Annotated in this window: 22 protein-coding genes and 1 pseudogene; 9 read left to right on the plus strand and 14 right to left on the minus strand. The window is 70.7% G+C overall.

Features of this window, described 5'->3' with window-relative positions; genetic code table 11:
- Nucleotides 1–24: 24 nt before the first annotated feature.
- Nucleotides 25–918: a dihydrodipicolinate synthase family protein gene (locus tag ACZ4MF_RS36635; protein ID WP_467497005.1), complete on the minus strand. Its 894-nt coding sequence runs from the start codon at nucleotides 916–918 to the stop codon at nucleotides 25–27.
- Nucleotides 919–945: 27 nt separating this feature from the next.
- Nucleotides 946–2,271: an aminotransferase class I/II-fold pyridoxal phosphate-dependent enzyme gene (locus ACZ4MF_RS36640; protein ID WP_467497007.1), complete on the minus strand. Its 1,326-nt coding sequence runs from the start codon at nucleotides 2,269–2,271 to the stop codon at nucleotides 946–948.
- 347 nt (nucleotides 2,272–2,618) lie between these two features.
- Between ACZ4MF_RS36640 and pstS the strand changes: the two genes are divergently transcribed.
- Nucleotides 2,619–3,752 (plus strand): phosphate ABC transporter substrate-binding protein PstS, encoded by a 1,134-nt coding sequence (gene pstS / locus ACZ4MF_RS36645; RefSeq protein WP_467497009.1) that lies wholly within the window; start codon nucleotides 2,619–2,621, stop codon nucleotides 3,750–3,752.
- A 217-nt stretch (nucleotides 3,753–3,969) separates the two neighbouring features.
- Here the strand turns inward: pstS and ACZ4MF_RS36650 are convergent, their stop codons facing one another.
- Entirely contained in the window at nucleotides 3,970–4,563 is a 594-nt protein-coding gene (locus ACZ4MF_RS36650) for a hypothetical protein (RefSeq protein WP_467497011.1), read from the minus strand.
- 396 nt (nucleotides 4,564–4,959) lie between these two features.
- Between ACZ4MF_RS36650 and ACZ4MF_RS36655 the strand changes: the two genes are divergently transcribed.
- Nucleotides 4,960–5,520 (plus strand): GNAT family N-acetyltransferase, encoded by a 561-nt coding sequence (locus tag ACZ4MF_RS36655; RefSeq protein ID WP_467497012.1) that lies wholly within the window; start codon nucleotides 4,960–4,962, stop codon nucleotides 5,518–5,520.
- 519 nt (nucleotides 5,521–6,039) lie between these two features.
- Here the strand turns inward: ACZ4MF_RS36655 and ACZ4MF_RS36660 are convergent.
- A complete protein-coding gene (locus ACZ4MF_RS36660; protein WP_467497013.1) occupies nucleotides 6,040–6,945 on the minus strand; it encodes a polysaccharide deacetylase family protein in 906 nt (301 codons plus the stop codon).
- Nucleotides 6,946–7,140: 195 nt separating this feature from the next.
- On the opposite strand from ACZ4MF_RS36660, the gene ACZ4MF_RS36665 reads away from it, so the two are divergent.
- Nucleotides 7,141–8,835 carry a hypothetical protein gene (locus ACZ4MF_RS36665; protein WP_467497015.1) on the plus strand — a complete coding sequence of 565 codons (1,695 nt, stop codon included), beginning with the start codon at nucleotides 7,141–7,143 and terminating at the stop codon, nucleotides 8,833–8,835.
- 94 nt (nucleotides 8,836–8,929) lie between these two features.
- Here ACZ4MF_RS36665 and ACZ4MF_RS36670 read toward each other — a convergent pair whose 3' ends face one another.
- Nucleotides 8,930–9,547 carry a TetR/AcrR family transcriptional regulator gene (locus tag ACZ4MF_RS36670; RefSeq protein ID WP_467497016.1) on the minus strand — a complete coding sequence of 206 codons (618 nt, stop codon included), beginning with the start codon at nucleotides 9,545–9,547 and terminating at the stop codon, nucleotides 8,930–8,932.
- A gap of 67 nt (nucleotides 9,548–9,614) precedes the next feature.
- Between ACZ4MF_RS36670 and ACZ4MF_RS36675 the strand changes: the two genes are divergently transcribed.
- On the plus strand, nucleotides 9,615–10,979 hold the full coding sequence (locus ACZ4MF_RS36675; RefSeq protein ID WP_467497018.1) for a serine aminopeptidase domain-containing protein: 1,365 nt from the start codon (nucleotides 9,615–9,617) through the stop codon (nucleotides 10,977–10,979).
- 210 nt (nucleotides 10,980–11,189) lie between these two features.
- On the plus strand, nucleotides 11,190–12,221 hold the full coding sequence (locus ACZ4MF_RS36680) for a medium chain dehydrogenase/reductase family protein (protein ID WP_467497019.1): 1,032 nt from the start codon (nucleotides 11,190–11,192) through the stop codon (nucleotides 12,219–12,221).
- Between the two features lie 579 nt (nucleotides 12,222–12,800).
- Here the strand turns inward: ACZ4MF_RS36680 and ACZ4MF_RS36685 are convergent.
- The 3 genes from ACZ4MF_RS36685 to ACZ4MF_RS36695 form a co-directional block, all read right to left on the minus strand.
- Entirely contained in the window at nucleotides 12,801–13,481 is a 681-nt protein-coding gene (locus ACZ4MF_RS36685; protein ID WP_467497020.1) for a transglycosylase SLT domain-containing protein, read from the minus strand.
- A gap of 353 nt (nucleotides 13,482–13,834) precedes the next feature.
- Entirely contained in the window at nucleotides 13,835–13,957 is a 123-nt protein-coding gene (locus ACZ4MF_RS36690) for a hypothetical protein (protein WP_467497021.1), read from the minus strand.
- Nucleotides 13,911–14,630, minus strand: coding sequence for a substrate-binding domain-containing protein (locus ACZ4MF_RS36695; RefSeq protein WP_467497023.1), 720 nt, complete (start codon nucleotides 14,628–14,630; stop codon nucleotides 13,911–13,913). Before ACZ4MF_RS36695 ends, ACZ4MF_RS36690 begins: the two co-directional genes overlap by 47 nt.
- Nucleotides 14,631–14,976: 346 nt before the next feature.
- On the opposite strand from ACZ4MF_RS36695, the gene ACZ4MF_RS36700 reads away from it, so the two are divergent.
- Nucleotides 14,977–15,225: a hypothetical protein gene (locus ACZ4MF_RS36700; protein ID WP_467497025.1), complete on the plus strand. Its 249-nt coding sequence runs from the start codon at nucleotides 14,977–14,979 to the stop codon at nucleotides 15,223–15,225.
- 293 nt (nucleotides 15,226–15,518) lie between these two features.
- Here the strand turns inward: ACZ4MF_RS36700 and ACZ4MF_RS36705 are convergent, their stop codons facing one another.
- The 6 genes from ACZ4MF_RS36705 to ACZ4MF_RS36730 form a co-directional block, all read right to left on the minus strand.
- Nucleotides 15,519–17,405, minus strand: coding sequence for a DUF2264 domain-containing protein (locus ACZ4MF_RS36705; RefSeq protein ID WP_467497027.1), 1,887 nt, complete (start codon nucleotides 17,403–17,405; stop codon nucleotides 15,519–15,521).
- Nucleotides 17,402–18,382: a hydroxyacid dehydrogenase gene (locus tag ACZ4MF_RS36710; RefSeq protein ID WP_467497059.1), complete on the minus strand. Its 981-nt coding sequence runs from the start codon at nucleotides 18,380–18,382 to the stop codon at nucleotides 17,402–17,404. Before ACZ4MF_RS36710 ends, ACZ4MF_RS36705 begins: the two co-directional genes overlap by 4 nt.
- Nucleotides 18,383–18,405: 23 nt before the next feature.
- Nucleotides 18,406–19,269 carry a carbohydrate ABC transporter permease gene (locus ACZ4MF_RS36715; protein ID WP_467497029.1) on the minus strand — a complete coding sequence of 288 codons (864 nt, stop codon included), beginning with the start codon at nucleotides 19,267–19,269 and terminating at the stop codon, nucleotides 18,406–18,408.
- On the minus strand, nucleotides 19,266–20,249 hold the full coding sequence (locus ACZ4MF_RS36720) for a carbohydrate ABC transporter permease (protein ID WP_467497031.1): 984 nt from the start codon (nucleotides 20,247–20,249) through the stop codon (nucleotides 19,266–19,268). Before ACZ4MF_RS36720 ends, ACZ4MF_RS36715 begins: the two co-directional genes overlap by 4 nt.
- Nucleotides 20,250–20,278: 29 nt before the next feature.
- Entirely contained in the window at nucleotides 20,279–21,631 is a 1,353-nt protein-coding gene (locus ACZ4MF_RS36725) for an ABC transporter substrate-binding protein (RefSeq protein WP_467497033.1), read from the minus strand.
- A 112-nt stretch (nucleotides 21,632–21,743) separates the two neighbouring features.
- Nucleotides 21,744–22,886, minus strand: coding sequence for a substrate-binding domain-containing protein (locus ACZ4MF_RS36730; RefSeq protein WP_467497035.1), 1,143 nt, complete (start codon nucleotides 22,884–22,886; stop codon nucleotides 21,744–21,746).
- A gap of 341 nt (nucleotides 22,887–23,227) precedes the next feature.
- On the opposite strand from ACZ4MF_RS36730, the pseudogene ACZ4MF_RS36735 reads away from it, so the two are divergent.
- From ACZ4MF_RS36735 to ACZ4MF_RS36745, 3 genes and pseudogenes are all read left to right on the plus strand, one after another.
- Nucleotides 23,228–23,569: pseudogene (locus ACZ4MF_RS36735) on the plus strand (hypothetical protein); the annotation flags it as partial.
- Between the two features lie 140 nt (nucleotides 23,570–23,709).
- Nucleotides 23,710–24,042, plus strand: coding sequence for a VOC family protein (locus ACZ4MF_RS36740; RefSeq protein WP_467497037.1), 333 nt, complete (start codon nucleotides 23,710–23,712; stop codon nucleotides 24,040–24,042).
- 253 nt (nucleotides 24,043–24,295) lie between these two features.
- Nucleotides 24,296–25,564, plus strand: a complete 1,269-nt coding sequence (locus ACZ4MF_RS36745; RefSeq protein ID WP_467497039.1) for a permease — start codon at nucleotides 24,296–24,298, stop codon at nucleotides 25,562–25,564.
- The last annotated feature ends 325 nt before the right edge of the window (nucleotides 25,565–25,889 follow it).

Below are 25,889 nucleotides of genomic sequence, written 5' to 3' on the forward strand. Positions count from 1 at the left end.
TCGTCGTGCGTGTGGGGTGCCCGCTCAGGCGGTGAGCCCGAGGGTGTTCGGCACGGCGCCCACTTCGTGACGCACGTTCTCGTCCAGGCCGCGCAAGGGGCGCGGCAGGTTCGGTTCCCCCGTCAGCCCGAGGTGGGACGCGGCGGCGGACATGACGCGCAGGCTGCCGTGGTCGCGGAACAGCGCCCACAGCGGCTCAAGTGCGTGGGACAGGTCCGTCGCGCGTGACGCGTCACCGCTCCGGGCGGCACGGGTGAGGGCGAGGGCGGTCTGCGGGAACGTGCCGCCGATGACCGAGTACCAGGCGTCGCACCCGGCGTTGAGACCGAGCGCGGCCAGCCAGTCGCCGCTCACACCGATGGTGACCGTGTCCGGGATCAGCGCCCGCAGGGCGTCCACACGGGCCCTCGCCTGTGCCGGGTCCCCGGGCACGCCGGGGATCTTGATCGATCCCACGTTCGGCAACTGCGCGATCCGGCCGTGCAGTTCGTCGCTGAAGTGCACATGCGTGGTGCGGGGATTGTCGTACACGCACAAGGGCACCGACAGCTCGCGGGTGACATCCTCGAACAGGCCGAACACCTCGTCCTCGGTGAGCGGCTGGTACGTCATCGGGGCGAGCAGCACGGCGCAGACCCCGGCCTTCTGAGCGTCCTCGGCCAGCGCGAGCACGTGCGAGGTGCGCGGCGCGCCGATCCCGGCCATGACAGGGACCCCGCCGGCGGCCTCGACCGCGATCCGCACGGCGTGAGCGCGCTGCTCCCGGGTCAGGTAGGCGTAACCGCCGGTGGAGCCGAGCGCGCCGATGGAGTCGACTCCGGCGGCAGCGAGGCGGGCGACGAGCGCGGCGTACGCCGTGCCGTCGATGCCGTCCTCATGGGTGGGCGTGAGGGGGAAGGCGCTGAGGCCCTGGAACATGGTGACTCCTTCGGAGGGGAGAGCCGGTCACGGTTGCCGGTTCGTCTCGCGCAAGTCGGCGACGACTGCGGCGAGTTCGGCGGCGAACGCCTCGGCCTGCGGCTCGGTGACGGTGGAGCTGGTGACCCGGATCGCCTCCGGATGGGCGGACGGCTCACGGACGAAGAGGCCGCCGGGTCGTACGGCCCAGCCCCGCTGTGCCAGGGCCTGGACCGCTGACCGGCTGTCGACGTCGAGCTCGACCCATACGTTCAGCCCGTCGGGCCGGCAGGGCACCTCGACGCCGTGAGCGCGCAGCCGCCGGACGAGCAGACCACTGCGGTGCGCGTAGGCTTCGCGGGCCCGTTCGTGCAGTTCATGGACGCCGGGGTCGAGCAGCAGCGCGTGGGCGATGTGCTGCAGGAGGTGGCTGACCCATGTGGTCCCGGCGCTCAACCGCGCCTCCAGGCGCAGGGTGCTCTCCGTGTCGGCGGCGACGAGGGCGAGCCGCAGGTCCGGGCCGAGGAACTTGGACACGGACCGTACCAGAGCCCAACGCGCGGTGCTCGGGGGCGTGATCCGCTGGTACGGCCGCGCGGAGACAGCCGAGAAATGGTCGTCCTCGATCACCAGGACCTGGGGGTGGTCCGCGAGGACCGCGCGCAGGTCGGCCGCCCGTTCCTCGGTGAGGCTCGCACCGGTCGGATTGTGGGCGCGCGGCGTGCAGACGACCGCTCGGGCACCGTCCTCAAGGGCGGCCCGCAAGGCATCGGGACGCATGCCCGCGCCGTCGACCCGGACCGGGGCCGGCCGGTAGCCGTTCAGCCGCAGCGTGCCGATGCTCGCCAGGAAGCAGGGGTCCTCGATCGCCACCAGGTCGCCGCGGGCGAGATGGGCGTTCAGGAGCCGCTCGGTGGCGTCGACCGCTCCGTGCGTCACCAGCGTGCGGAACGGCTGCTCGATGTCCTCGGCGAAGTCGTTGGAGGCCCACTCGGCCAGGCCCGGGTCGATGGCGGGCATGCCGTACAGGGGCTGGCGGTAGCGGCCGCCACGGGCCGCGGCCAGGATGTCCGGCAGCAGTTCGGGATCGGGGTTGCCGCTGGCCAGGTCGACAGAGTCGCCCTCGGCCCCGACGCCCTCGCGGGCCAGCTGCGGCACCGCGGCGATCACCGTGCCGCCACGGCCCCGGGTCTCCGCCACCCCGGCTTCGACGAGCCGCCGGTACGCCAGGGCGACCGTGTTCCGGTTCACTCCCAGCTCGGCGGCGAGCACCCGCACCGGCGGCAGCACCGCCCGCGGCGCCAGCTCGCCGGACGCGACCTGATCCCGCACACTGCCGGCGATCTCCGCCGCGGTCGTACCGCTGACCGGCATGTGATCACCTCCGTGAGCAACCCTAACACTTTGTCCTATGCCAAACTGTGCGCTGCCGCGGGAGGGAGACGACCCGCTGGGCCCAGAGCGGGCCGACAACACGCTTCCCGGCGCTCTCCGATGCGGCGCGACCAGCCGATCGCAGGGCCGACTGATCACCTCCTCACCCTGCAAGAGCGAGATGCCCAACCCGACCCGCTCAGCGCCGCACGCATCACGAAGCGTAAGTTTTCGGTTGTATATGGTGACTGTCGGTGTCGCTGCCCATGCAGGCCGCAGGGGATCACACGGCGCCACACCCCCGTACCGGGCCGACCCCGGCGGTCCGCAGGAAGGAGAGCCGAAGAGTGCTTCAGCCAAAGAGCGGGCCGCGCAGCCCGGCGGTCGGAGCGGCGGTGGTCTGCAGTGCCCTGTTGCTGACGGCGTGCGGCTCCACCGGCAGTTCCCGGCCCGCCAATACACCGTCCGCGGCGCCCTCGCCCGCCCCCACCGGGATCGCCTGCGGCAGGGCGGCCGCGGTGCCGGCTTCCGGCTCGACCGCGCAGGAGTTCGCGATGAAGTTCTGGATCGAGAACTACATGCGGGCGTGTCCCGGTACCAAGATCACCTACGTAGGGAACGGCTCCGGCACCGGTCAGACCGATTTCCTGAAGGGCAGAACCGCCTTCGCGGGTTCCGACTCCGCACTGAGCGCCGCGCAGGTCGACCAGTCCAAGAGTGTGTGCTCCGGCGGCGGCCAGGCAGTGCACCTGCCGATGGTCGGCGGCCCGATCGCGATCGGCTTCAACCTGCCGGGGGTCAGCAAACTGGTCCTGGACGCACCCACCCTGGCCAAGGTCTTCGACTCGCGGATCACGAAGTGGAACGATCCGGCGATCGCGAAGCTCAACCCCGGCACCACGCTGCCCTCGACACCGATCCGGACATCACACCGTTCCGATTCGTCCGGTACGACGGACAACTTCACCTCCTACCTCAGCGCCGCCGCCCCGGGCGCCTGGTCGCACGGGCACGACAAGGTGTGGATGGCCAAGGGCGGCCAGTCCGCGAAGGGTTCCTCGGGCCTCGCCGAACAGGTGAAGAAGACCACCGGTGGGATCGGCTACGTCGAGCTGTCCCATGCCCTGGCCCATGGCGTTCCCACGGTCTCGATCTCCACCGGAGCCCCGGCCCCGGTCGACGCCAGCGTTCTCACGGCGTCCAAGGCGATCGCCGGCTCCAGCGTCGCGGACCCCGGCGACGACCTCGTACTGAAGCTGGACTACGGGACCAAGGCCCCCGGCGCCTACCCGATCGACATGGTCACGTACGAGATCGTCTGCGACAAGGGCAACAAGGCGGCGACGTGGTCCGCCACCAAGGCGTTCCTGACGTACATCTCCGGCAGGAGGGGCCAGGAGGACTTGAGCTTCCAGGGCTACGCGACGCTCCCGGCCACGATCGTGGAAAAGGTCCGCAGCAGGATCAGCACCTTGTCCTAGGGCCTGTCGTCACATTCCCGTCGTCCACCCGAAGGGCGGGCCGCGCGGCGTCCGGTGCGTGCAGCTGCAAGGCGAGGAGGGAGTCGACGCGTGGGGCCCTGCCGCCCGAGCGAAGCCGAGCGCGGGGGAGTCGGCGACCGAGGACAACGCGGCTGGGGGTCCTCTGGGGGAGCGCGTGCCGGACGCCGCACGGCAGGCGGGAATGTGACGACAGGCCCTAGCCCGCGGGCCTTCGGGGCTCGGTGCTCCAGCGCCGCTCAATCGCCTTCAGACGTTCGAGTTCGCGCCGGGCTGCTCTCGGGTGGGCGAGGTCGAGAGCCATCCTGGCGCGGGCCGTGATGTAGAGGATGTCCTGACGGGTGCCGCAGTCGAGCCCGGGGAGGGACTGGAGTCGGCGGGCCGTGACCGAGAGGGAGGTCGCGATGATCCCGAGAGCGTCGCGCACGGGCAGAGGAAGGGCCTCACGCAGCTCGTCCTTGGCGTAGTCACGCGCCTGCTCGTCCGCCTCCCAGGGACGCGGCAATGCGGGAGCCCAGGGAAGGCGTGCTTCCCGGGCATCGTCGTACAGGTCTCTCACCGCGGCACGCGCGGACACGGGATCGCCTTCGGCGGCCGCCGCGCGAGCCCGTTCCAACGTGGAGCGCAGTCGGGCACGGACCTGGGGATCCTCGCCCGTGTCGGCGTCCAGATAGCCGGACCACACGTCGAACGCCTTGCTCAACTCGGCATCGAGCATGACCCGGTACGCGTCCGGCACTCCGCCACCCCTCCCGTCGCCCCCGCCCGCCCCGCCCCGGGCGTCCGCGGACACGATAGGACGAACGCCGGACACACCGCCCGTGAATTACCTGGTGGAGCGCGCGGGAGCGCCCGTGTCGACGCGCGGCAAGGGTGAAGGGGTCGAGCAGGCGGATCACGTGCGGGGCCGGATCCCCTGGCCTGGCACGGCCCGTCGCCCCGGCCCCTCTGGTCGGGACGTCGTCTCACGGCTCAGGCGGAGGCGGCGGTCCGCTGGTCCGAGGCGGGCTGAGCGGTGGTGCCGTCCGCCTCGATGGCCGCGAGATCGCTGCCGCGGGTCTCGCGGGCGGCGATGACGGCGATCACGGTCATGAGGGCGGCCAGGCCGACGTACCCCGAGACCGGGGCGGAGGTGCCGTAGGAGCCGAGCAGGAGGCGCGACGCGACAGCGCGGTACTAGAGTGCCGAGGTGATCATTCCTCCTGAAATGCTGCCGGGCGGCGCGGTGTTGCGGCTTGTCTCCGTCAGAGACGCGGAAGCGCTGCACGCCGCGTATGTGGCGAACCGGGAGTATCTGGCTCCTTGGGAACCTCGTCGTCCGGACAGCTTCTTCACCGTCGCGGGGCAGGCCGAGCGCACGGCCGAGCGTCTGAGGGAGTTCACGGAACGCCGCCTCGTGCCCTGGGTGTTGGAGAGCGACGGCACGATCGCCGGCACGGTCACCCTCACGAGCCTGGTCTTCGGGCCCTTCCGCAGCGCGTCCCTGGGGTACTGGGTGGCCGCCGACCGCCAGGGCCGGGGACTGGCCGGCGCGGCGGTGGCGAGCGTCTGCGACACGGCCCGCGACATCATCGGCCTGCATCGCATCGAGGCCACCACGCTCCTCGACAACGTCCCCTCGCAACGGGTGCTGGAGAAGAACGGTTTCGAGCCGATCGGCATGGCTCCGCGCTATCTGCACATCAACGGCGAGTGGCGGGACCACCGTCTGTTCCAACGGATTCTGCACGACGGCCAGTTGTCGGACTGACCGCCGCCGGGGCGTCTTGCACGGGACAGGTCTTGCGGGCCTCGGATCAGCCCGGGGCTGCTCGGAATCGTCTGCGCACGTGGTTCGCAACTGGACAGACGTGGCGCCGAGCCCTGCTCACCCGCGCCGCCACTCCCGGCGCACCGGGTCTTCGCCCACAGCAGCAGGGCGGCGCAACTGGATGCCGCCCCCAGAGCGGACACCCCTGGCCATCCCGTCGTCGCGTACTCGCGGACAACGGGCAGGCGCTCTTCGCTGTCATCGTGGCACTGCGCCAGTAGGGCGAGACGCACTGCTTCGACCCCGGGGAGACCCGCTCGCGACTCCTCGACCGGCGGAACGGACGCCCGCTGAGCCCAACGGACGCCCGCTGAGTCCATGGGAGATCCACTCCGGCGACGGGCGCCTCGTCGGCCCGGACGAGACCGTCGTCGAAAAGCTCACCGCCACGAACGGCGATGGCTGACCAGGCCTACGCCCGGCCCACGCCGGACGCCTACGAACTGGGTGAACCAGGGCTCATCCGGCCGGTGGCCGGATGTAGTCCTCCAGGCGTGCCACTGTGAATCCCTGCTCCTGGATGCGCCTGAGCAGGTTGGTGAACATCTGCGTCATCGTGGCCCCCTTGAGTTCACTGGGCCCGCGGAAGTGCGCGAGGATGATGTCACCGGCGCGCAGCTTCTTGCGTGCGTCCTGGTACTGCATGTTGCGGATCTGCATGGATTCCCGCCACCACACGATCGCGCGGGGTCCGCACTCCCCGACCGCGATCCTGGTGTTCTCGTTGTACGCGCCGTAGGGCGGGCGGAACAGCAGTGGTGCGGTGCCGTACTCCTTGGTGAGGATCTTCTGGTCACCGCACACCTCTTCCTTCTGGCGCGCCAGAGGGACGGTGCTCATGACCGGATGGTGCAGGGTGTGGTTCTGGATGTGGTTGCCCAGCGCCTGAAGCGGTTTGAAGTACGCGTAGTCCGACTTGATGGCGTCGTTCATCAGGAACATCGTGATCGGGATGTTCAGGTCCCGCATCATCTCGATGAACTTGGGGTCCTTTTCCTGACCGTCGTCGACGGTGATGAACACGACCTTCTGCGTGGTCGGTATATGCGTGAGGACCGGAACGGTTCCGGTGGCGGCGAGTTTCACCGGCTTGTCGGCCGGGGGCGGCGGAGCGGCCGGCAGCGGATTCAGGCCCCACCTGTGCCAGGCTGCCGCGGTGTCGGCAGCTCCGGACGCGTTGCCGGGGGTGCCCGTTGGCCTGCCGCTTTCGGAGGGGAGCGGCGCATGACCGGATCCGCCGCCGCTCGTGCTGCAACCGCCGGCCGCCAGGACGGCCGCGGCCGTTCCCGCGAGCGTCCACGTCACCGGCCTGTACCGCTTTCCCCGGCCCATCATTCGCTTCACCGTGCCGACCTCAGCTGACATTCGATCATGATCTGTTGAGACGATAGACCGGCAAACCAAAAAAGCGATCAATAGTCAGGTGTGAATTCACTACATGGCACCGGGTCGTGAGTCAGGGCTGCTGGGCCCCGGGGGTCGGCATAGGGTCGTCTCCCCTGGTCACCGTCGCACCCTCCCAGCGACCGGGACGGTGGCCGTCAGCCTTGAGGAGTTCGTATGCGCTACTACGACCTCGGCAGCCACGGCCGGCGTGTGACGACGTCGTCCCCCGAGGCACAGACGTGGTTCGACCGCGGGCTGAACTGGACGTATGCCTTCAATCACGAAGAGGCCGTCCGCTGTTTCGAGGCCGCCGTAGCGGCGGATCCCGACTGTGCCATGGCCGAGTGGGGTGTGGCCTACGCGCTCGGCCCCAACTACAACAAACCCTGGGAGTTCTTCGACGCACAGGACCTGGGACGGACGGTGGAGCGTGCGCATGCCGCGGTGCGGCGCGCACAGGCGAAGGCCGTCGGCGCCACGCCGGTCGAGCGAGCCCTCATCGGTGCGCTCAGTGCCCGCTATCCACAGGCCCAGGCCCCGGACGTCGAGGACTGTTCCGTGTGGAACACCGGCTACGCCGACAGCATGCGGGCCGTCCATCAGATGGCGGCCGACGACCTCGACGTGGCCGCCCTGTACGCCGACGCCCTGATGAACCTCACGCCCTGGCGTCTGTGGGACATCCGCACGGGCACGCCGGCCCCGGGGTCGCGCACCGTCGAGACCAGGGCCGTACTGGAGCGGGCGATCGCCACGGAGGCGGGCACCCGGCACCCGGGCCTCCTTCATCTCTACATCCACCTGATGGAGATGTCCCCGACGCCCGAGGCGGCCCTGCCGGTGGGCGACCGGCTGCGCGGTCTGGTGCCGGACGCGGGTCATCTCCAGCACATGCCCTCGCACCTGGAAGTGCTCTGCGGCGACTATCGCCGGGTGATCTCCGACAACACCGAGGCGATCGCGGCCGACGAGAAGTTCCACGCCAGGGCCGGGGCGATGAACTTCTACACCCTGTACCGCTGCCACAACTACCACTTCAAGATCTACGGGGCGATGTTCCTCGGCCGCTTCCAGGACGCGCTCGAAACGGTGGACCGGCTTGAAGCGGCCGTGCCCGAGGAACTGCTGCGCGTGGACAGCCCACCGATGGCGGACTGGTTGGAGGGCTTCCTCGCGATGCGGGTGCACGTGCTCATCCGCTTCGGGCACTGGGACGACATCCTGGCCCTGCCGATGCCCGCCGACGCGCGCTTGTACTGCGTGACCACGGCGATGCTGCGGTACGCACGCGGGGTCGCGCTCTCCGCGTTGAACCGGACCGACGACGCCGACGCGGAACGTGAGCTCTTCCGCGAGGCCGCCGCCCGGGTCCCGGAGACCCGGATGCTGTTCAACAACACCTGTGCGGACATCCTGGCGATCGCCGCGCGCATGCTGGACGGGGAGCTGGACTACCGCAAGGGGCGCCACGAGGCCGCGTTCGCGGCCCTGCGCCGGTCGATCGAGCTGGACGACGGCCTTCCGTACGACGAGCCGTGGGGGTGGATGCAGCCCACCCGGCACGCATACGGCGCGCTGCTCCTCGAACAGGGCCTGGTGGCGGAGGCCGAAGCCGTCTACCGGGCCGACCTCGGACTCGACGACACGCTGCCGCGCGCACAGCAACACCCGGGCAACGTCTGGGCGTTGCACGGCCTCCACGAGTGCCTCGTGCGGCTCGGCAGGGCGGGCGAGGCACAGATCGTGGCGCAGCAGCTGAAGATCGCCGCCGCGATGGCGGACGTACCGATCGAAGCGTCCTGCTTCTGCCGTACGGAGTCCGTCGCTGGTGCCGCGCCTCAAGAGGGGTGCTGTTCGCACGCGCGCTGAGCACTTCGCGGCGGATGAAGCCCGCGTCGCCTTCTGCCGCGGTTGCCGGGTCCGGGCCGGACAACAGGTATAGGTACAGGACCAGGCATCCGCGTCAGGGCGCGGTGTCGGTGCTGCGAAGGCCGGTGAGTGCGGCGGGAGTTGCCCAGCCGCGCAGTACGGCGTCGATCGTCGACCGGAACGCGGTCTCGGCCGCGGTGCCGTCGAGCGCGCCGGCGAGTTCGAGGGTCACGACTCCGTGCAGGGCGACCCACAGTGACACGGCGATCAGTGTCGTGTCGCCCGCGAGGGTGTGGTCCGCCACGGCGCGGTCGATCGCCGCGACGAGCAGTCGTACGGGGTCGCGGTCGCCGACCCTGCCCGAGGGGTCGAAGGACTGCGCGCCGCCGAACAACACCGTGTACAGGTGGCGGTGTTCACGTCCCCAGCGACGGTATGCGGCGGCCAGCTCGTGCAGGTCGTCGAGGGCGTCGTCGGAGGTCGGGGCCGTCGACAGGTCCTGGAACAGGCCGGCCACCGCCCGGTCGCAGACCTCGCCGACCAGCCCGTCCTTGCCGTCGAACAGCGTGTACACCGCCGCCGTCGACGTCCCGGCCGCGGTGGCCAGCGCGCGGACCGTGACCGACTCGCGGGGACGGGTGGCGAACATCTCGGTCGCGCATGCCACGAGCCGCTCTCTGACGGCGGCGTCGTTCGTTCTCGGCCTTCCCACGGGGAGCAGTGTACCCACCCTGATAACATTGTTTTGAAACGGCGTTTTGAAACCTGGGGGGATTGCCGTGCCGTCGTCCGTCATACGTACCGTCCGCCTCATCGGCCGCCTGCTGGCGGCTGCCGCCGCGGTCCTCGTGCCGGTCGCCGTCTTCCTGGCGCTGATCGTCGCCACCGACGGCGCGGGATCGGGGTACGCCGCATGGTCCGCGACCCTCGGGATCGCCATCGTCGCGGCGTTGTGGCGAGGCCGCCGCCGGACCTGGCGTGGGCGGTTGGTGTCGTTCCTGCCGGTGCTCGTCGCGGCCGCCCTGACGCTGTCGGTGTGCGTCCCGACCGTCCCCACGACGCGCCGCCACCCGCCCGCCCTGCCGTTCGTGACCACCGAGCACTGGAGCCTTTCCACGGGCAGCCGGGTCGCCGTCTACCACTACCCGCCCACCGGCCACGGGCCCCGGCACCGCGTCCCGCTCGTCTACCTCAACGGCGGTCCGGTGCGCGGCATCTCGGTGCTCGACCACCACTTCCTCCAGCGCCTGGCGGGGCAGGGCTACGACGTGTACGCCTACGAGCAGGCCGGTGGCGGGCGGAGCGAACCGCTGCCCATGGGCCAGTACTCGATCGACCGGTCCGTCCGCGATCTCGGGGCCTTCCTCGACCGGCTGGACAGGGGCAGGGAGAAGGGCAGGGACAAGGGCAGGGGCGGCAGCGATGTGCTGGGATTCTCCTCAGGTGCGGTCGTGCTCACCCGCGCGCTGGCCGACCCGGCCGTCGCCGCCCGCCTGCACCGGGCGATCATCGCCGAACCCGGCCCGATGGACGGTCCCACCACGCGGATCGCGGGGCAGAAGGGCCGGCCGTCGGCACGCGGCATCGCACCGCCCATGGCCGGACCGCGCTCGACGCACGTCCCGCGCTACGCCGTCGCGTTCGGCCTCATGCGGCTCGGACTGCTCAGCCCGGACAACGGGCTGGTGGGACAGGCCGAGGGCGACAACGCCCTCACCGCAGCCGACCTCGGCAGCGACACCGCGTCCGGCTACTGCGCGCGCGACGCGCACCGCATCCCGGTCGAGGACACCCCGCGGAACTTCTCCTTCAGCGCCGCGGCCAGCCTCCGCGTCCAGCAGACGGTCAAGGACTCCCCCTCCATCGCCCGGCGGCTGAGGCCCTCCCGGACGCCCGCGATGCTGATGATCGCCGAGTGCTCCTCCCAGGTGCGCCAATGGGAGACCACCGTCCTCGCCGACGACCCCGCCGTGCGGCGCACCCAGTACATGCCCGGCGTCGGCCACCACATGTGGAACGGCCTGGGTGACAACGACGAACGAGCAGCAGCCGTCATCACCGCCTTCCTCCAGGACAAACCCGCACCGCTGCCCGACTACCCGACCCGATCCGACATCCCGGCCTTCCTCCGTGACCACAGGTGAGCGGGCGAAGCCTCTGCTGACGCCTGCTCCGGCCCTGACGCCGACGCGCGGTCAGGCGATGAGCGATGAGCGATGAGCGATGAGCGATGAGCGATGAGCGATGAGCGATGAGCGATGGTTAGAAGGTATCACGGTTGCGATTGACCATCACCATCAGTCGTGTTAGAACCTCTAACGAACGCGATAGTCGCTAGAGAAGGGAGGGTGGTCGTGAGCAACCACCCCTTCGTCGAAGTCGTTCTGCCGGGCATCGTGGACCCGGAAGGACTGCAAGTCCGCAGCGCGGCTGTCCCGGAGCCCGGCCCGGGACAGATCGTGATCGCCATGGAGGCGACCGGGGTCTCCTTCGCCGAGCAGCAGATGCGCCGCGGGCGGTACTACGACCAGCCCCCGTTCCCGTTCGTGCCCGGCTACGACCTGGTGGGCCGGGTGCTGTCGACCGGTCAGGGAGTCGATCCGGCCCTGGCCGGACGTCGCGTGGCGGCGCTGGTCAAGGTCGGCGGCTGGGCCAGCCACGTGGTCGTCGAGGCACAGGACGCGGTCGAGGTCCCCGACGGTCTGACCGCGACCGAGGCCGAGACCGTCGTGGTCAACGGCATCACCGCCTGGCAGATGCTGCACGGCACGGCCCGCGTGCGCGCCGGGCAGACCGTCCTGGTGCACGGGGCCGGCGGCGGCGTGGGCCTGATCATGGTCCAACTCGCCCGCGCAGCCGGTGTGCAGGTGATCGGCACCGCCTCCGCCCGGCACCACGACGCGCTGCGGGACCTCGGCGTCACCCCGGTCGACTACCGCACGGCGAACGTGCCGGCCCGGGTTCGTGAGCTGGCCCCCGGCGGAGTGGACGCCGTCTTCGATCATGTGGGCGGGCGCAGCGTCATCGACTCCTGGCACCTGCTCGCCCCCGGCGGCACCCTGGTCTCCTACGGCAGCGCCTCCACCCGCGACGACAGCGGCTCCAAGCAGTGGCCCGTCCTGAAGATCCTCGCCCGTACCTGGTTCTGGAACACCCTGCCCAACGGCCGCCGCGCCCACTTCTACAACATCTGGGCCGGCCAGAAGCTCCACAAGGATCGCTTCCGCGCCCGGCTGCACGCCGACCTCAGCGAGGTCTTCTCCGCTCTGGGCCGCGGCGACATCACCGCCCCCATCGCCGCCCGACTGCCGCTCGCCAGGGCTGCCGAGGCCCTGCGCCTGGCAGAGTCCGGAACCGTCACCGGCAAGGTCGTCCTGATTCCCTGACCCACCATCCCCAATCCTCCCATCCCAGAGCTCCGGAGATCACCGGCTGGAAGGCCCGCACCGACCGCCTCATCGACAACGTCCACGTCGCCGTGCACGCCGCCCGTCGCGACGGCCACCAGATCACCGCTGACCACCCCCAGCCGAGCGGAACTCCAAGGCAGGGAGAAGCCACGTGACGTGCCCTCGGTCACCCCGAAGAAGCCGGAGTGAAGTGCACGGACAGATCAACTACGCCCAGCACCCCCGCTCCAACGCCTCACCGCGGCCGGCCCCGGCGGCGCGGCGCATGAACCCCCGTAAGGACCGGGGACTGCGCGAAGGTCCGGCCCGTCGCCACGGGGGAAGGCGACGGGCCGAAGAACCCGATGTCGAGACGTCGTCCCCCGTCGGAGAGCGGAACCCGCCCGCTCTCACCCCGTCCCAGTACTACGGAACTCCGCCCTCGCCGCGCCAATCGTTCAGGGGCGGGTTCGTACGGGGACTGGTCGGTGCTTCGACGGTGCAACTCGCGGTCACGGCGGTCAAGTGCCGCCGTGACCGCGAGCTTCGGGAGTTCTCTGGAGGGGTAATTCCCTGTCAGTAGGGACCGTTGACGTTGTCGATGGAGCCGTAGCGGTGGAAAGCGTAGTTGCACGCGGCGGTGATGTTGGCGACAGGGTCGTAGATATTCGTCGAGGTGCCCGACACGTGGTAAGCGGTGAAGGTGGGCTGAATCACCTGGAGCAGGCCGATGGAGGGCGTACCGGCGGCTGCGTTGGAGTCCCAGAGGTTGATGGCGTTGGGGTTGCCGGAGGATTCCCGCATCACGTTGCGGTAGATCCCGTTGTAGCTACCGGGGATGCCGTTCTGGGCCATGATCGCCAGCGAGTGCTTGATCCAGCCGTCCAGGTTGTTGGTGTACGTCTGGCCGCCGGACGCGGTCGCGGGGGACGGGGACGCGGCCTTCGTGGTGGTTGCCGGCTGAGCGGCGGGGGTCGACCCGGCGGGCAGGGTGAGGACCTGTCCCGGCTGGAGGGCGTAGGGGCTCGCGAGGTGGTTGGCCGTCGCGATGGCGAGCCAGCCGCCGCGCACGTGCTGGGCGCGGGCTATGGAGGCCAGGTGGTCGCCGGGCCGGACGGTGTAGGTCGTCGCGGCAGAGGCGGCGGGGGCGGCCTGGGCCGTACCCAGGGCGGCGACGGAGACCATGGCGAGGGTGCCGACGGTGACGGCGATACGGCGGCGCGCCCGGGTGGGGCGCTTGCGGGCATGAAGGGGCATGGAGCGGTCCTCTTCCAGAATTTGCATGACCCGCAGTTGCCGGTTCCCTCGGCAAGCTGCACCACATTTCGTCTAGTGGTGCACTGCGGCGCGCACATTGTTAGCCCGCCGGGAATAAATCGACAATTCCCCACTTCACTAAGCAACGTCGTTGTCCGGTCGGCTTCGCGCGGCGCGCGGGCGCGGGAATTGGGGGATTTACGCGCCGTTTATAGCACTAAGACGCGTCGTAGGTGAATTGGGTCACCTGTATCGAGCGAAGCGCCTTAGCGGGCTAAACAATGACGTATCCAGCTTTAGTTATGTATGGGTTTAAATGGGACATAAGCCCGTGAATCTCAGGGCAAGCGTCGTCACGTCGACCCCCGCACCACCGGCCGCCACGGCACCGTTCGCACCCCGGGTGCCGTCTCTCCGGCGTCGATCGCCTCAAGCAGCCGCAGGGCCGCGATGCGTCCGATCTCCAGGAGGTTCATGTCGATCGTGGTGAGCGGGGGGGGCGGCCGGGGCCATGGTGTCCCAGTTGTCGTAGCCGACGACCGCGATGTCCCCGGGGACGCCGATGCCGTGTTCGCGCAGCGCGTCGGTGACTGTGCGGGCGATCTGGTCGTTGCCGCAGAAGAAGGCGTCCGTGTCGGGCGCCGTACGCGGCACGGCGTCGGCGGCGCGGCGGCCCCATGCCTCGCTCCACTCGCCGAAGTGGACACGGTCGGTGGGCAGTGCCAGGCCCGCCTGTTCGAGGTGCGCCACGGTGTGGCGGGCCCGGTCGCGGGCGGCCGCGTGGTGCTCGGGACCGGTGATGTGGGCGATGCGGGTGCGGCCGGTGGCCAGCAGGTGCTCCGCGGCGAGCTCGGCGCCGCCCATGTCGTCCGTGACCACGGACATGTCGCCGGGATCCGTGAACGGTGAGAGCGCGTAGACCACGGGGACCGTCTCCAGGCCCGTGATACCCGTCAGCGGCGGGCGCGGGTCGGTGCGCCGGCCGGTGGCAAAGATGCCGTCGACGCGGCGGTCCATGAGGTTGCGCAGGCGGTGCTCTTCGCGGATCGAGTCGCCTCGTGTGTCGCACAGCAGGACCGAGACCGGTACCCACACCGGCGACAGCATCACCGTCAACTGCGCCACCGAGTACCCCTGGAACGGCGCCATCGGGCTCACCGTCGGGGAAACCCCGGACGACCGCCCCCGGGCGCTGTCCCTGCGCATCCCCCACTGATGCCGCGAGTTCCATGTGCGCTGCGGCACCGAATCCTACGACCGGACGGACGCCCCGGTCGCCGACGGCTGACTGCGCCTGCACCGCGTCTGGGCTCCCGGCGACCAGGTGGTCCTGGAACTCGCCCCGATCCCCGTCTCACCGCTGCCGACCCGCGCGTGAACGCCGCACGCGGCTGCGTGGCCATCGAGCGCGGCCCCTCGTCTACTGTCTGGAGCAGGCCGACCACCCCGGGGCGGCCTGGACGACATCGTCCTCGACCCCACCCGCCCCTTCGCCGTGAAGCAGCGCCCCGACCTGCTCGGAGGCGTCACGACGATCACGGCCGCGGGCCGCCGGCGCCGTGTCCCGAACCCCGGCTGGTGGCCGTACACCCCGTACCTCTCTCCGGGCTCCTCCCCCGCCGAGACCACCGAGACCGCCGGGACCACTCAGCGCCCGGCCGAGGGCGACCCGCTCGAACTGACGGCCGTGCCCTCCTACGCCTGGGTCGACGGCAGCATGCGCGTCTGGCTGCCCACCTCCTGACTCCCTGACCCTACGAACATCGAGGTCAGCCCCGTGACACCCACCTGCCGCCCTCTCCTCGCCGCGCTCGCCGCCGGCGCGCTCGTCTCCCTCACCATCTGCGATGGCGCGTCCGGCTTCCCGGGCGCCGGCCAAGTGGGTGCGCGGACGAGCGGCCGGTTCGGCCCGTACAAGAACGCCGACCAGAAGAGCTGCCCGCCCCTCGGCATCCAGAACACGGGCACCAGCGGCGGCGGCACCGCCGCCAGTGGCCGCCTTCGTCCTCTGTGGGCGAAGCACGACGTGCGCGGAACCTATACCGTCCGCACCCGGAGCGGGTCGAAGGTCACGACGGCCTGCGGGCCGTCTGCCCAGCGCACACGCAACTCGCCGTCCAGCCACGTCACTTCGGCCACGGCGGCGGCGAGCGGCGGGGCCTCGGCATCATCACCGGCGTCGGCTCCCAGGGCGGCCAGTGCGACGAGCACCGCCGTTCCCTGGACCTCGGCCGAGAGCCTGGGCATCCGCACCCACGGCTCGTAGGCCGTGCCCTCGGGCGCGCGCACCTGGTCCGCCCCCTCCCAGCCGTACACCCCCGTCAGCTCGGAGCGGAGCGCCCGCGTGGCCCATCCGGTGAGGGTGACGCGTGCGCCGTGGGGCGCCCCGGTCACCCGGTGGATCCGCAGTTCGTGGCGGCCGCGTGCCACGGTCACGCTCTCGACGCGCAGGCCCGGCACCATCGGCGGGCCGGACAGGAACACCGGCCGGTGCCAGGACGCGGCCCAGCCCCATCCGTCGCCCTGTCCCGCGCCCAGTGGATGGATGCGCCGACGCACGCTTGCCACGCCGCCGACCTCCACGGACAGATGGTTGTCGGCGACGTTGGTCCGCGATGTGGGGCCGGTGTGCGTGGAGTACGCCTGGCGGCCGTACAGCGGATCGTCCTGCGCGGCGGATTCACCCTCGTGCGGCCGGACATGGTCGCTGCCGTGGTTGTGCAGGCGCACGATGCCGTCGGCCCTGGTGGACTGGACGAGCAGTCCTGGGGCGGGCAGCGCGAGCACCCGGTCGGGGCCGTCGCTCGGGGCCGGCTCCTCGGTCGCCGTCCACAGCGGGTCGTCTTCAGCCGCGAGCAGGGCGACGAAGGCCTTCGACGCCCAGTAGGGCGACGCGGGTCCGGAGTAGGTTTGCAGCGTGGCGGTGTGCGGGCCGTGCCAGCCGAGGCTGAGGAGCCCTTCGTCGGTGACCGCGCCCCGGTCGAGGAAGTAGCGCAGGTTTCCGCTGATCAGGCGGCGGGAGGTGCCCGGGGGCAGCGGGGTGTGGCCCGTGACGGCACCCATGCCGACCGCCGCCGACGCCGCGAACCGGTAGGTCAGCGAACGCCCGAAGTGGATCGGCGCCCCGTCGGCGCCGAAGAGGAGCGAGAAGCCCTCCAGGTGCTCGCGCAGCCGCGGCCCGAACCGCTGCGACAGCGCCGTGTCGCCCGTCAGATGGGCGTGGAGCAGCGGATACAGGTGCAGCGCCCACCCGTTGTAGTGGTCGAAGGCCCGGCCGTCGCCGTCCGCGTACCAGCCGTCGCCCCGGTACCACGTCTCCATCAGGTCGAGCGCGCGCTCCCTGACCCCCGCCGTCGCGGCGTCGCCGCGGCCTGCCGACTCCAGGAACGACGCCACCATGAACGGGAAGAGGTACCAGTTGTTCGGCGCGGGGGTGTGCGTGACGGCGCCGCGCAGCCACGTCTCGGCCCGGTCCTGTACATCGCCGTCGAGCCGGTCCCACAGCCACGGCCTGGTCAGTGACAGGCCGAGCGCCACCGACGCCGACTCGACCATCGGCTGGCCCTGCATATGGTGGTCGAGGATCAGCGGCCATGACTCGGTGTCGTTCCGGCCGGGTGTGCGGGTGCCGGAAGCGAGGCCGGTCGCGTACCGCTCCAGCCAGCCGTGCGGGTCCTTGCCGCCGGCGCCCGCGACCCGGAAGCCGGCCGCCAGGAACGTACGCGCATAGCCCTCCAGGCCGTCCGAGCGGACGCCGGACCTGGAGGGGCGGCCCGGCAGGTCGAGCAGGGCGCCGCCGGGGGTCGCCCAGCGCCAGGCGGCGCCGAGCAGCCCGTCGGCGACGGTCTCCCAGTGGGCGCGGGTGTAGCCGGTGTACGGGCTCGATTCCCGCTCGCCCGGCGGGAGTTCGAACGGGATGCTCATGCGAGGAAGGCCAGCCTTTCGCGTCGTACGGGGTGGGCGAGGCCGTCGCCCGCGGCCCACCTGGCCACCTCGCCGACGGCCGTGTCGGCGAGCCGCTCCCATTCGTTGCCCTGGGAGCCGGCGAGGTGGGGCGTGATCAGCGCGTTCGGGCAGTCCCACAGGGGGTGGTCGGCGGGCAGGACCTCGGGGTCCGTCACATCGAGCACCGCCCGGACGCGGCCCGCGCGCACCACGTCGGTGAGCGCGTCCTGGTCGACGACGGCACCGCGCGAGGTGTTGATCAGCACGGCTCCCGGCCGCATCGCGTCCAGCAGTTCGCGGCTGACGAGTCCGCGGGTGGCGGGCAGCAGCGGGGTGTGGACGCTCAACAGGTCGCTGCGGGCGAAGAGTTCGGGCAGGGGCACCCACCGGACGCCCAGCTCGGCGGCCTCGGCCCCGGTGACGTACGGGTCGTGCAGCAGCACCTCGTGGTCGAAGGGGCGCAGCAGTTCGATGACGCGCCGGCCGATGAGGGAGGCGGAGAGGATGCCCACCGTGCGACGGTAGTTGCCGATCTCGTGCGAGGTGCTCAGCCAGTCGGCCCGCTCACGGGTCCGCCGGAAGTCGCGGGCGCGCTCCAGTACGTGTTTTCCGTGCAGCAGGATCATGGCGAGCGTGTACTCCGCGACGGGCAGCGCGTTGGCCGCGGCCGCCGAGGACACCTCGATGCCCCGTTCCCAGCAGGCGTCGGTGATGTGGCCGCGCACCGAACCGGCCGCGTGCACCACGCACGTGAGCCGGGGCGCCGCCGCGAGGACGTCCGCGTCGAGGCCCGGGCATCCCCAGCCGGTGACGAGCAGCTCGACATCGCCGAGGACGTCCTTCGCCCGTACGGTCGTCAGGTCGTCGAGGACCGGCAGCGGCGCCAGGTCGCACACGTCCCCGAGCGCGGCCAGCGACCGCGGGGTGAAGACGGCAGCCGCCGCTTCGCGCGACATGGCCAACGCCGCGCGGGGCTTGGTCACTTGACGGCCCCCGCCGTCAGGCCGGACCGCCAGAAGCGCTGGAGGAGGGCGAACGCGACGATGAGCGGGAGGACGGCGAGGAGCGAGCCCATGATCACCACCGGGTAGTACTCGGGCGAGACGGACGCCTGGCTGTTCCACTGGTACAGCCCCAGGCTCACGGGATACAGGTTCTGGTTGGACAGCATCACCATCGGCAGGAAGAAATTGTTCCAGATCGCCGTCAGCTGGAACAGGAAGACCGTGACCAGACCGGGGCCCAGCATGCGCAGCGACACATGTATGCAGGTCGTCAGCTCGCCGGCGCCGTCGACCCGCGCGGCCTCCAGGATCTCGTCGGGCACATAGCCCTGGGCGAAGACGCGGCCCAGGTACACGCCGAAGGGGTTGAACAGGACCGGGACGAACACCGACCAGAAGGTGTTCACGACACCGGTCTCGGACGCGATGAGGTACAGCGGCAGCGCGAGCACCGTCTGCGGCACCATGACGGCGGCCAGCACGAGCCCGAAGAGCTTCTCCTTGTGCCGGAAGTGGTACTTGTCGAAGGCGTACCCGCAGGCGACGCTGATCAGCGCGCCGAGCGCCGCGCCCAGGACGGCGTACAGCAGGCTGTTGCCGTACCAGCGCCCGTACAGTCCGCCGTCCATGGCGAACAGGTCCTTGATGTTGCGGACGAGGGAGAAGTCGCGGAACGACAGGATGCTGCTGCTGAACAGGGCGTCGCGGGACTTCGTCGCGGCGAGCAGCAGCCACACCACCGGCAGCACGGTGTACAGGACGGAGACCGCGACGACGACGTTGACGGTCGCCCGGCCCAGCATCCGCGGGCGTGTCAGGGTCGGGTCCGTGGCGCTCATCGGGCGCTCTCCTCGGCCGAGTCGACGCGGTTGGTCCAGCGGGTGACCCCGTAGGAGAGGGCGACGGTGATGGCCAGGAGGATCACGGAGGCGGCGGCCGCGAGTGAGTAGTTGTTGCGGCTGAAGGCGGCGTCGTAGATGTACATGCTGGGCGAGAACCGAGTGTTGATCATCTGTGAGGACTGGTGGAGCAGCATCGGCTCGGTGAACAGTTGCAGTGCCCAGATCAGCGTGAACATCGCGACCATGACGATCGAGGAGCGTACGAGCGGTGCCTTGACCTGGAGCGCGGTGCGCACCGGCCCCGCGCCGTCGACCACGGACGCCTCCAGCACTTCACGGGGCACCGCCTGGAGGGCCGCGTAGAAGACGACCATGTTGTAGCCGACGTTGCTCCACAGGGCGATGTTCACGATCGACGGCAGCGTGGTGTGCAGGCCGAGGAAGTCCACCGTGACGTCGGCCTTGCCGAGCGCCTCGATGACGGGGCTGATGCCGGGTGTGTACAGGTACAGCCAGATCAAGGCGGCGATGATGCCGGGCACCGCGTGCGGCAGGAACAGGCCCAACTGGGCCCAGGCGCGCAGCCGGACGACGCCGGAGTCGAGCAGCAGGGCGAGCGCCAGGGAGCCGGTCACCATCAGCGGGATGTAGATCAGGCAGTACAGCCCGACCGTGCCGAGCCCGGACAGGAACGTCGGGTCGGCGAGCACGACGGAGTACGAGCGCAGGCCCACGAACACGGTGCGCGCCGGGCCGAAGCCGAGGCCCGGATGGTCGTCGCTGAAGAAGCTCAGCCACACCGCCGTGCCGACCGGGAGCAGGAAGACGAGGGTGAGAAGGACGAAGAACGGCGTCATGAGGACGCCCGCGGCGCCGTGACGACGGCGCTTCGCCGCACGCTGTGCCGCGCGCCGGGAGCCGTCCGCCGGCTGTGCCGGGGCGGTCCGCACCGTCGTGACGCGGGCTGTCGCGGTCATGGGTCACCTGCCTCTCGGAGTGCGGGCGGTCACGTCGAGTGCTGGGTGGTGGCGAGGCCCAGCGCCTTGAGATCGGGCATCGTGCCGTCCTGTGCGGCGCGCATGGCGGACAGGATCGTGCCGGAGCCGGCTCCCGCCCGGGCGAACGCGTCCTGCATGACGTAGCCGGTGGCGGTCATGCGCGGGCCCCACACCCAGCCGTCGCGGATCTTGTGGGCCTCCTCCTCGAACAACCGGTAGATGTCCTGACCGCCGTAGTAGGCGCGGTCGAACGCGGCACGCCCCACGGACACGAGTCCGGTCGCGGCCGGGTACTGGCTGCTCGCGCCGCTGGACAGCCGGGCCCTGAGGGCGTCGGGGTGCGCGACCTGCCACTCGATGAACTCCATGGCGGCCTCGGGGTGCCTGCTGTCCTTCGTGACGGCGAACGTCGAGCCGCCGTGCGTGCCGAGCGCCGGCTGGTCCGGGGTCCACTGCGGCAGCGGCGCGACACGCCACTGGCCCTTCTGCTCCGGATGCCCTTTCATCTGCGCGCCCGCGTCCCAGGCGCCGCTGAGCCGGGTCAGGACCTGGCCCTTGCCGATCTGCCCGTCGTAGAGGCGGGCGGTGGTGGAGTTGCAGTGGACGAGGTCCTCGTCGATGAGCCGCTGCCAGTACGCGGCGACCTTCCGGGTCGGGGCGTCCGCCATGGACACGTTCCAGGCACCCTGGGAGATGTCGAACCACTGCGCCCCGGCCTGCCAGCACCAGGCGGCCATCTGCGACATGCCGTCGGTGGGGAACACGGCGATCCTGCGGCCACCGCCCGTGCGGCGCACCGTGCGGGCCAGGTCGGCGAACTCGTCCCAGGTGGTGGGGACATCGAGGCCGAGCTGGTCGAACAGATCCTTGCGGTAGTGCAGCACCATGGGCTCGATGTCGAGCGGCACGCTGTACGTGCGCTTCCCGAAGGTCGTCTGGCCCAGCGACTGGGGCAGCAGTTTCGCCCGCAGGCCGGCACCGACCAGCGAGGTGATGTCACGGGCGACGCCGTCGATCGCGAAGCCCGGCAGCTGGGGGTACTCGATGGTGGCGACGTCGGGGGCGTTGCCCGCGCGTGCCGCGTTGCTCAGCTTCAGATACCCGCCCTGTGTGCCGGAGGGGATCTGCTCGAAGTCGACCTGGATGTCGTCGTGCGTCGTGTTGAACGCGTCCACCACCTGCTGGCTGCCGCGCAGGGCGGACCAGAACGTGATGGTGGTCGCGCCTTTCCTGCCGGACTCGCTGCTGCTCCCGGATCGGAGGGACGCGCTGTCGTTTCCGCTGCACGCGCTCAGTGCGCCCGTCAGCGGCAGCGCGGTGATCGCGGCGAGCACGGATCGACGGCTCTGTCGACCAGGCATGGGCGCCTCCCGCGGCTCGTGCGGATCCTGCTTGTTCGGGTCACGGGAATACTGAGCGACTGAATGAACCCGGTCAATAGACCAATCAGAGGAAAATAGAACGGTCAAACGCTCACTTCGCTACGGCAGTTGACTCGGGGGCCGCGGACGTGCGCGGCACCTGCGTCGAGCCGCGGACCTTCAGCGACGGCAGCAACTCCAGCCGCCGCACCGGCGCGCTCGCCCCCTCGGGGTCCCGCGGGTCGAGCCGGCGCAGCAGCAGTTCCGCCGCCGCACGACCGACGTCCGCCTTCGGCGGGGACACCGCCGTCAGCGGCGTACTGCCGAGCGCCGCGACCACGTCGTCGTACGCGATCACGGAGCAGTCCTCGGGAACCCGCACGCCGTTGTCGCGCAGCGACTGCACCAGCATCAAGGCGTCCACGTCGCCGTGCAGCACGGCGGCCGTCGCACCCAACTCGGCCAGTGCTGAAGGGAGTTCGACCGCTGCCTCCGTGGTGGCCGCCGCCCGGTCGGGCACCGCGCCGGGCGAACTGAGCGCCACGGCCCACTTGTCGACGTCCGGGTGGTCCGCGGCGATCTCGGTGAACGCGGCACGGATGGCGCGGGCCGTCGGACTGTCGTCGCGCGCGGCGAGCACGATCCGCCGATGGCCCAGTTCCGTGAGGTGGCCGACGGCGAGATGGATGCCGTACCAGTGGTCCGTGCAGACGGTGTCCACGGCGTGCAGTGCGCTGCCGCGCCGCGGCCTGCGTTCCATCACCACCACGGGCACGTCCAGGCGCGACAACCAGGCGTAGTCCGCCTCCTCCGTGGTGCGGCTGCGCCAGCGCGGCGCGATCAGCAGGCCTCGCGCCCCCTCGGCCAACGCCCGCTCCACGAGCGGCTGTTCGGCCCCCGGGGCGGCCGGTGCGATGTGCAGCGCGATACGGGTCCCGGCCTCCTCGAACACGGTCCGGGCCCCGTGCAACGCCTCGTACAGATACGCATGGCGCTCGGGCACCACGACCGCGACCGGACCGCCGTTCGCCGAGCGCGGCGTGGGGGCGGCCGGCCGCTCCGTCTCGGGCAGCACCGGGCGGGCCACACCATGGCCGCGGCGCAGCTTGCCCGCACGAGCCAGCTCCTCCACATCGCGCCGTACGGTCACCACCGACACCGCGAGCTCCGCCGCGAGATCGCTGACCCGGATCCCGCCGCGCGACTGCACCGCGGCGAGGATTCGCTGCCGCCTGAGATCGACCGGTTCGCGCATGCCGATGGCCCCCTCACAACCCGCTGTTCGATTGAGCGCTTCGCTGAACGTTTCGTCGGCAGCATAGCCAGAGGGTGCCGGGGTGCTGGTCGCCGGTGTTGACCGAAGGAGGGCGGCGCCCTGCGCTACCGGGGCGTCGACATCACCGTCGTCGGCGGGACGTCCCTCGGGGCAGCCCGGTCCACCTCCGAAGCGAGCTCTCGCACGGCGGCGTGCCCGGTGGCGGACGATCTACGGTGGCCCGAAGCGAACCCCATGCTCCAGCACGAGGACGCCACACCGACCCGCGACGATCTCCCGTGACGAGACCGAAGGAAGCGACGGTTCATGAGCACTCCACCGGCCACCGACCCGACCGCCACCTCGCCGTGGAGCCGACCGGCGGCCGCCGCAGGGCCCTGATCACCGGCGACTGCATCCACCACCCCGTCCAGCTCGCCCACCCCGCCGTCGGCGCCTGTGTCGACATCGCCCCGCGGCGGTCCGAGACCTCGTGCCGCACGCTGCTCGCCTCATTCGCCGACACGGACACCCTCCTCCTGGGCACCCACTTCGCACCCCCCACAGCCGGCCACGTCGTCTCGCACGGGCCCGCCCACCGACTCTCGCCCGTCCCCGCCGATCCCACTGACCCCGCGCCGGACACAGGCGGCGAGGCCCGGGAGGCCGCTCAGTGCCAGTAGTTGCTGACCGCGCGATGGCGGCGAACTCGATGGCGACCACGTGCCCCACGGCGATGAGCGCGTCAGGGTTGTGCGCGCACTCCGGGCGGGGCTCGGTGTTGTTGGGAACCGAGCACGCCCTCGACGCGAAGGATTCCGCCATGGAGGAACCCACCGGCCGGCCGAAACTCCGCCACCTGGCCATCGTGGCCCGCGACCCGGAGAAACTCGCCGAGTTCTACGCCTCGGTCTTCGCGATGGAACTCTTCCACCGTGATCCGGACGGCAGTTGCTTCCTCTCCGGCGGCCATCTGTCCCTCGCCCTGATCAAGCACCAGCTCGACGGCGAGACCCCGGCGGGAATGAACCACTTCGGCTTCCACGTCGAGGACACGGCAGCCACGTCCGAGACACTGGTTGCGGCGGGCACTCCGAAACCGGCGGAGCGCTTCACCGACCGGCCCTTCGCCGAGTACCGGGCCATGGATCCGTAGGGAGACTGGTTCGGCCTATCGGAACACGGCTTCGGCGGCCCGCGCCCGAAGCCCGCCCCCTCCGGAACCTGACCGCCTGCCCCCACCGCCCTCCACCGATCGCCCGCCAACACCATCGTGCGCCAGAAGCGCACCCTCTTCGCCTGACCACGAGGCCAACTGCCTGCACCAGCACACGTCCGATCCTCAAATACCCCGAGGGGGTATAGACTCCGGTCCCGACGGCGGCGGTCAACAGAGAAGGGCAGGCACCATGCATGCGATCGGGCACGCGCTCTCCCTTGCCGGGTCGATGACCTGGGAGATCACCTGGGCCTTGATCCTCGGCTTCGCCCTCTCCGCGGTCGTCCAGGCGGTGGTGCGCCGCGAGACGGTCGTACGGCTCCTCGGGGACGACCGGCCCCGTACGCTCACCCTGTCCGCGGGCCTCGGCGCGGCGTCCTCGTCCTGTTCCTACGCCGCTGTCGCCCTCGCCCGCTCGCTGTTCCGCAAGGGCGCCGACTTCACCGCGGCCATGGCTTTCGAGATCGCCTCCACCAACCTGGTGATCGAGCTGGGTGTGATCCTGGCCCTGCTGATGGGGTGGCAGTTCACCGCCGCGGAGTTCGTCGGCGGCCCGATCATGATCGTCGTGCTCGCCCTGCTGTTCCGGGTCCTGCTGCGCGAGCGGTTGCTGCGCCGGGCGCGGGAGCAGGCCGAGCGCGGACTGACGGGCTCCATGGAGGGGCACGCGGCGATGGACATGTCCGTGGGCGGTGAGGGCGGATTCGCCCGGCGTCTCTTCTCCCGGGACGGCCTGACGTCCGTGTCGCACATCTTCGTGATGGAATGGGCGGCGATCCTGCGTGACCTGGTGGCGGGGCTGCTGATCGCCGGGGCGATCGCGGCGTGGGTCCCGGACGACTTCTGGCGCACGTTCTTCCTGGCCGACCACCCGCTGGCGGCCAGGCTGATCGGGCCCCTGATCGGGCCGCTGGTGGCAATCGCCACCTTCGTCTGTTCCATCGGCAATGTGCCGCTTGCCGTGGTGCTGTGGAAGGGCGGCATCAGCTTCGGCGGCGTCATCGCCTTCATCTACGCCGACCTGCTGATCCTGCCGATCCTGAACATCTACCGGAAGTACTACGGCGCCCGGATGGCCGTCTTCCTGCTGGTCACGTTCTTCACGGCGATCGCGGTGGCCGGATATGTCGTGGAATTCGCCTTCGGCGGCCTCGGGCTCATCCCCGATCAGGCCGACGCCAGGATCCCCGAGGAAGGGATCACCTGGAACTACACCACCTGGCTCAACATCGCCTTCCTGCTGCTGGCCGCATCCCTGCTCATCCGCTTCCTGCGCACCGGCGGTCCGGCGATGCTCCGCATGATGGGCGGCGCGCCGGACCACGAGGAACACGACGACGGGCACGGGGACAGGCACGGAGAAGTGCACGGTGACAGGTGCGGAGACGGGCACGGTGACAGGCGCGGAGACGGGCACGGACATGGACACGAGGGCATGCGCGGCGGGCCCCGCGGATAGGTCGCCGGACGGCCATCCCCCCTCGTCGCAGGACTTTGCCCGGGGGCGGTTGTCGGCACACACCGGGCACCGCTTAGTCTTACAACTTGTAGGAGATGCCGGGAACGGCAATCCACCCCAGGTCAAGCCCCCGTCAGGCTCTGCGCCGGGACGGGCCGGCTGCGTAGCAGCGGGGGCATACGCCTGGCTGAGGAGTGGCGAGTATGAGTGAACACCGGCGCCGGACGTCGGGGAGGACCGGGCCGTCCGGCTCGGACGGCGTGCCGTACGGCGGCCGGGCCGAGGCGCGCAGAGCTGCCCGGGGGGACGGCGGACGACGACGTCG

This window comes from Streptomyces sp. NPDC025793, assembly GCF_055558375.1.

What these genes read in the sequence shown, in the direction of transcription:
- ACZ4MF_RS36635 (WP_467497005.1), bottom strand. Translation starts at nt 918, where the DNA reads ATGTTCCAGGGCCTCAGCGCCTTCCCCCTCACGCCCACCCATGAGGAC.
- ACZ4MF_RS36640 (WP_467497007.1), bottom strand. Translation starts at nt 2,271, where the DNA reads ATGCCGGTCAGCGGTACGACCGCGGCGGAGATCGCCGGCAGTGTGCGG.
- ACZ4MF_RS36660 (WP_467497013.1), bottom strand. Translation starts at nt 6,945, where the DNA reads ATGTCAGCTGAGGTCGGCACGGTGAAGCGAATGATGGGCCGGGGAAAG.
- ACZ4MF_RS36665 (WP_467497015.1), top strand. Translation starts at nt 7,141, where the DNA reads ATGCGCTACTACGACCTCGGCAGCCACGGCCGGCGTGTGACGACGTCG.
- ACZ4MF_RS36685 (WP_467497020.1), bottom strand. Translation starts at nt 13,481, where the DNA reads ATGCCCCTTCATGCCCGCAAGCGCCCCACCCGGGCGCGCCGCCGTATC.
- ACZ4MF_RS36690 (WP_467497021.1), bottom strand. Translation starts at nt 13,957, where the DNA reads ATGAACCTCCTGGAGATCGGACGCATCGCGGCCCTGCGGCTGCTTGAG.
- ACZ4MF_RS36695 (WP_467497023.1), bottom strand. Translation starts at nt 14,630, where the DNA reads ATGGCGCCGTTCCAGGGGTACTCGGTGGCGCAGTTGACGGTGATGCTG.
- ACZ4MF_RS36705 (WP_467497027.1), bottom strand. Translation starts at nt 17,405, where the DNA reads ATGAGCATCCCGTTCGAACTCCCGCCGGGCGAGCGGGAATCGAGCCCG.
- ACZ4MF_RS36710 (WP_467497059.1), bottom strand. Translation starts at nt 18,382, where the DNA reads ATGTCGCGCGAAGCGGCGGCTGCCGTCTTCACCCCGCGGTCGCTGGCC.
- ACZ4MF_RS36715 (WP_467497029.1), bottom strand. Translation starts at nt 19,269, where the DNA reads ATGAGCGCCACGGACCCGACCCTGACACGCCCGCGGATGCTGGGCCGG.
- ACZ4MF_RS36720 (WP_467497031.1), bottom strand. Translation starts at nt 20,249, where the DNA reads ATGACCGCGACAGCCCGCGTCACGACGGTGCGGACCGCCCCGGCACAG.
- ACZ4MF_RS36725 (WP_467497033.1), bottom strand. Translation starts at nt 21,631, where the DNA reads ATGCCTGGTCGACAGAGCCGTCGATCCGTGCTCGCCGCGATCACCGCG.
- ACZ4MF_RS36730 (WP_467497035.1), bottom strand. Translation starts at nt 22,886, where the DNA reads ATGCGCGAACCGGTCGATCTCAGGCGGCAGCGAATCCTCGCCGCGGTG.
- ACZ4MF_RS36740 (WP_467497037.1), top strand. Translation starts at nt 23,710, where the DNA reads ATGGAGGAACCCACCGGCCGGCCGAAACTCCGCCACCTGGCCATCGTG.
- ACZ4MF_RS36745 (WP_467497039.1), top strand. Translation starts at nt 24,296, where the DNA reads ATGCATGCGATCGGGCACGCGCTCTCCCTTGCCGGGTCGATGACCTGG.